The sequence below is a fragment of the Kitasatospora sp. NPDC059722 genome, assembly GCF_042733235.1.
GTDB lineage: Bacteria > Actinomycetota > Actinomycetes > Streptomycetales > Streptomycetaceae > Kitasatospora.
In genome coordinates this window covers 1-5,197 of record NZ_JBHWGD010000203.1, presented here as the reverse complement: position 1 = coordinate 5,197, position 5,197 = coordinate 1, and the positions used below count along the sequence as shown (strand labels likewise).

Here is a 5,197-nt window from a genome sequence, read left to right as displayed (position 1 = left end):
GTCCTCGACACCGCGCCGACCACCCTGGTCGCCGACGTCGACCCGGAGCGCTTCGTCCGCGCCTTCACCGCCGTCCGCCCGAGCCGGCTGCTCGCCGAACTCCCCGGCTACGCCGACGTGCAGGGCCCTGGCGGCTCCGGCGAGGACAACGGGAACGGCCGCGAGCTGCGCGCCGAACTGGCCGCGCTCAGCCCGGCCCGCCGCTCCGCCGCCCTCCTCGGGCTGGTGCGCGGACGCGCGGCCGAGGTGCTCGGACTGCCCGGCATCGAGGCCGTCGGCCCCGAGAAGGCCTTCCGCGACCTCGGGTTCGACTCGCTCGGCGCGATCGAGCTGCGCAACCGGCTCGGCGCCGCGACCGGCCTCGACCTGTCCCCGACGCTGGTCTTCGACCACCCGAGCCCGACCGAGCTCGCCGCGCACCTGCTCGGCCTGCTGGCCGGTGACGGGGACGCCGTGGAGCCGGGGGACCCCGAGCGAGACCGCCTGCGGGCGCTCGTCGAGTCCGTCCCGCTGGACCGCCTGCGGCGCAGCGGCGTCCTGGACGCGCTGCTGAGGCTCGCCGACGGCGCGCCCGCCCAGGACGCCCAGGAGGCCGAGGAGGCCGACGCCATCGACGCCATGGACCTCGACGACCTGGTGCAGGCCGCCCTGCGCAACGACCCCGACCACGCCCAGGACTGACGGAGAGCACCCATGACCACGCCCCACGACAAGGTAGTCGCCGCTCTCCGGTCCTCGATGAAGGAGACCGAACGGCTGCGCAAGCAGAACCGGCAGCTCCTGGACGCGGCCGCCGAGCCCGTCGCCGTCATCGGCATGGGCTGCCGCTACCCCGGCGGCGTCGCCTCGCCCGAGGACCTCTGGGACCTCGTGGCGGGCGGCACCGACGCCACCGGCGGCTATCCGGAGGACCGCGGCTGGGACCTCGGCGCGCTGGCGGACGCCGGCGTCGACGAGCGCGGCACCCGCGTCTCACGGCGCGGCGGCTTCCTCGACTCGGTGTCCGGCTTCGACGCCGACTTCTTCGGCATCTCGCCGCGCGAGGCCGTCTCCACTGACCCCCAGCAGCGCCTGCTGCTGGAGACCTCGTGGGAGGCGTTCGAGCGGGCCGGCCTCGACCCGGCGGGCCTGCGCGGCAGCCGCACCGGCGTCTTCCTCGGCACCAACGGCCAGGACTACGCGTACCTGCTGGTGCGCTCCCTGGCCGACGCCACCGGCGACATCGGCACCGGCATCGCCGCCTCGGCGCTCTCCGGCCGGCTCTCCTACACCCTCGGCCTGGAGGGCCCGGCGGTGACGGTCGACACCGCCTGCTCGTCGTCCCTCGTCGCGATGCACCTGGCCGCGCAGGCCCTGCGCAGCGGCGAGTGCACACTGGCCCTGGCCGGCGGCGTGACGGTGATGTCCACCCCGGCGACGTTCGTCGAGTTCTCCCGGCAGCGCGGCCTCGCCGCCGACGGCCGCAGCAAGGCCTTCGCCGAGGCGGCGGACGGCGTGGGCTGGGGCGAGGGCATCGGCATGGTGGTGCTGGAGCGCCTGTCGGACGCCCGCCGCAACGGGCACCGCGTCCTCGCGGTGCTGCGGGGGAGCGCCGTCAACCAGGACGGTGCGTCCAACGGCCTCACCGCTCCCAACGGTCCGTCGCAGCAGCGCGTGATCCGGCAGGCGCTGGCCGGCGCCGGGCTGACGTTCGGTGACGTGGACGCCGTCGAGGCGCACGGCACGGGTACGACACTCGGTGACCCGATCGAGGCCCAGGCGCTCCTGGCCACCTACGGTCAGGACCGCGAAGTCCCGCTGCTGCTCGGCTCGATCAAGTCGAACATCGGCCACTCCCAGGCCGCGGCCGGTGTCGCCGGCGTGATCAAGATGGTGCTCGCGATGCAGAACGGTGTGCTGCCGCGCACGCTGCACGTGGACGCGCCCTCCTCGCACGTGGACTGGACGGCCGGCGCCGTCGAGCTTCTCACCGAGCGCACCGACTGGCCGGCCACCGGCCACCCGCGCCGGGCGGGCGTGTCGTCCTTCGGGATCAGCGGCACCAACGCCCACGTGATCCTGGAACTGCCCGAGTCGGCGGAGCCGGACAAGGGGGCCGCACCCGGTCTCGTGCCGTGGGTGGTGTCCGCCAAGTCGGAGGCGGCGCTGGACGCACAGCTCGCGCGGCTCACGGACGCCGAGGAACTTCCCTCCGCGGACGTGGCGTTCACGCTGGCCGGGCGGTCGGCGCTGCCGCACCGCACGGTGCTCGTCGACGGCGTGGAGGTGGCCCGAGGGGCCGCGGGCGACGGCAAGAGCGCGTTCCTGTTCTCCGGACAGGGCTCGCAACGGCTGGGCATGGGGCGGGAGTTGTACGAGCGCTTCCCGGTGTTCGCCCGGGCCTTCGACGACGTGTGCGAGGCGCTGGATCCGGCCTTGCGCGAGGTGGTGTGGGGGTCGGATGCGGAGCTGCTGAACCGGACGGAGTACGCCCAGGCCGGGCTGTTCGCCGTCGAGGTGGCGCTCTATCGTCTCGTCGAATCCCTTGGCCTGCGTGCGGAGTTCTTGGCCGGGCACTCGATCGGTGAGGTGGCTGCAGCGCACGTGGCCGGGGTGTTCAGCCTGGCCGACGCCTGCGCTCTGGTCACCGCACGCGGCCGTCTGATGCAGGCGCTGCCGGCCGGTGGCGCGATGCTCGCCGTACAGGCGACGGAGGACGAAGTCCTGCCACTGCTGGGCGACGTGGTGTCGATCGCCGCCGTCAACGGCCCGCGCTCGATAGTCGTCTCGGGAGCGGAGGACGCCGTCGCGGCAATCGAGGAGCACTTCGCCGACCGCCGGACCACGCGCCTGCGCGTGTCCCACGCCTTCCACTCCCCGTTGATGGACCCGATGCTGGAGGACTTCCGCGAAGTCCTCAACGGGCTGACGTACAACGCTCCTTCGATCCCGGTCGTGTCCAACCTGACCGGCGGACTGGCCGAAGGCCTCCAGGAGCCCGAGTACTGGGTGCGCCACGTCCGTGAGGCCGTCCGCTTCGCCGACGGCATCCGGACCCTCCACGGGGCCGGCGTCACCCGCTACCTCGAACTCGGCCCCGCCGCCGTCCTCACCGCCCTCACGGCGGGCGCGCTGCCCGAGGACGCCGACACTATGGCCACCCCCGCGCTCCGCAAGGACCGCCCCGAGGAGGCGAACCTCGTCCAGGCCCTCGCGAGCCTGCACGTCCACGGCGCGAAGGTCGAGTGGCGCGCGCTGCTCGCCGGAGCCGGCCGCCACCTCGCCGAGCTCCCGACCTACCCGTTCGAGCACCGCGACTACTGGCCGAGCGGCCTGCCCGCCGGCCGCGGCGCCGAGTCCGCCGGGCTCAGGAACGCCGAACACCCGTTGCTCACCGGCTCGCTGGAGCTGGCGGACAGCGACGGCCTCCTGTTCACCGGTCGCCTGTCGGCGCGCTCCCACCCGTGGGCGGCGGACCACGTCGTCATGGGCTCGGTCCTGGTGCCGGGCACGGCCCTGGTCGAGCTGGCCGTGCGCGCCGGTGACGAGGTCGGCTGCGACGTCGTCGAGGACCTGACGCTCGCCGCGCCGCTGGTCCTCCCGGGGACGGGAGCCGTTCAGCTCCAGGTGGCCGTCGGCGCGCCCGACGACGCGGGCCGCCGGTCCGTGAGCGTGCACTCGCGGCCCGGCTCGGGCGGCCTGCACCCGTGGACCCTGCACGCCAGCGGCGTGCTCGGGACAGGCGCGGCACCGGCGGCGTTCGACGCCTCGGTGTGGCCGCCGGCCGACGCCGAGCAGGTCGACCTGACCGGCCTCTACGACGGCCTGGCGGAGGCCGGGTTCGGGTACGGCCCCGCGTTCCAGGGCCTCCGGACGGTCTGGCGCCGGGGCGACGAGCTCTTCGCGGACGTCGCCCTGCCCGAGGGCGTCGAGGGCGGTGCCTACGGCCTGCACCCGGCCCTCTTCGACGCCTGCCTGCACACGCTCGCCGTGGGCGCCGGTCGTGGGGAGAGCGGTGCCGGGCAAGGCGGCGCCGGGGTGCCGTTCGCGTGGGAGGACGTCGCGCTGCACGCCTCCGGGGCGTCCGCACTCCGCGTCCGGCTGACGCCGTCGGCGTCCGGTGGGCTGGCGCTCGCCGCGGCCGACACGGAAGGCCGCCCGGTGGCGTCGGTCGGCTCGCTCACCGTCCGGCCGATCGCCGCCGAACAGCTCGGCGCGGCGGCCCGCCCGGCGGGCCACGACGCGCTGTTCCGCCTCGACTGGGTGCCGGTGCAGATGCCCGCCGACGCGGACGTGGCGTTCGTAGCCGTCGAGCCGACCGCGCAGGCGCTGACCGAACTCGCCGCGACGTCCGACGTGCCGCCGGTGGTCCTGGCCGAACTCCCCTCCGGCGGAGCCGAGTCGGTGCACCTCACGGTGACCGCCGTCCTGGAGCTGGTCCAGACGTGGCTCGCGCAGGACGCGTTCGCCGCCTCGCGGCTGGTGTTCGTCACGCGGGGCGCGGTGTCCGGCACCGACCTCGCCGGTGCGGCGGCCTGGGGCCTCGTCCGCTCGGCGGCCTCGGAGGAGCCCGGCCGGTTCGGCCTGCTCGACCTGGCCACCGCCGAGACGCGGCTCCTGCCCGCCGCCCTCGCCGTCGACGAACCGCAACTCCTGCTGCGCGACGGCGAGTTGTCCGCCGCCCGCCTCGCACGGGCGGAGCTCGCGGCCGAGGCCCCGAGCTGGCCCACCGAGGGCGCGGTGCTGATCACCGGTGGCACCGGCGGCCTGGGCCGCCTGGTGGCCCGGCACCTGGTCGCCGAGCACGGCGTGCGCAGCCTGCTCCTCGTCAGCCGCAGCGGCGCCGCCGCCGACGGCGTCGCCGAACTGGTCGCCGAACTGGCCGACCTCGGCGCCGAGACGGCCGTCGAGGCCTGCGACGTCGCCGACGGGCCCGCCGTCACCGGCCTGTTCGCCCGCCACGACGTCCGCGCGGTGGTGCACACCGCCGGCGTCCTGGACGACGGGACGATCGGCTCGCTCACGCCCGAGCGCATCGGCGCCGTCCTGCGCCCGAAGGCGGACGCCGCGTGGAACCTCCACCGGGCCGCCGAGGGCGTCGAGGCCTTCGTCCTGTTCTCCTCGGCGGCGGGAACGCTCGGCAACCCCGGCCAGGGCAACTACGCGGCCGCCAACGCGTTCCTGGACGCACTCGCCCGCCACCGCCACTCCCTCGGCC

General features: G+C 75.4%; 2 protein-coding genes. Both read left to right on the top strand.

Annotated features, from left to right (window positions below; all coding sequences use genetic code 11):
* On the top strand, positions 1 to 681 hold a 681-nt coding region (locus ACFV4F_RS42180; protein ID WP_380511117.1), incomplete at its 5' end, for a beta-ketoacyl reductase.
* Between the two features lie 12 nt (positions 682 to 693).
* Positions 694 to 5,197, top strand: a 4,504-nt coding sequence (locus ACFV4F_RS42175) for an SDR family NAD(P)-dependent oxidoreductase (RefSeq protein ID WP_380511114.1), incomplete at its 3' end; no start/stop codon positions are given.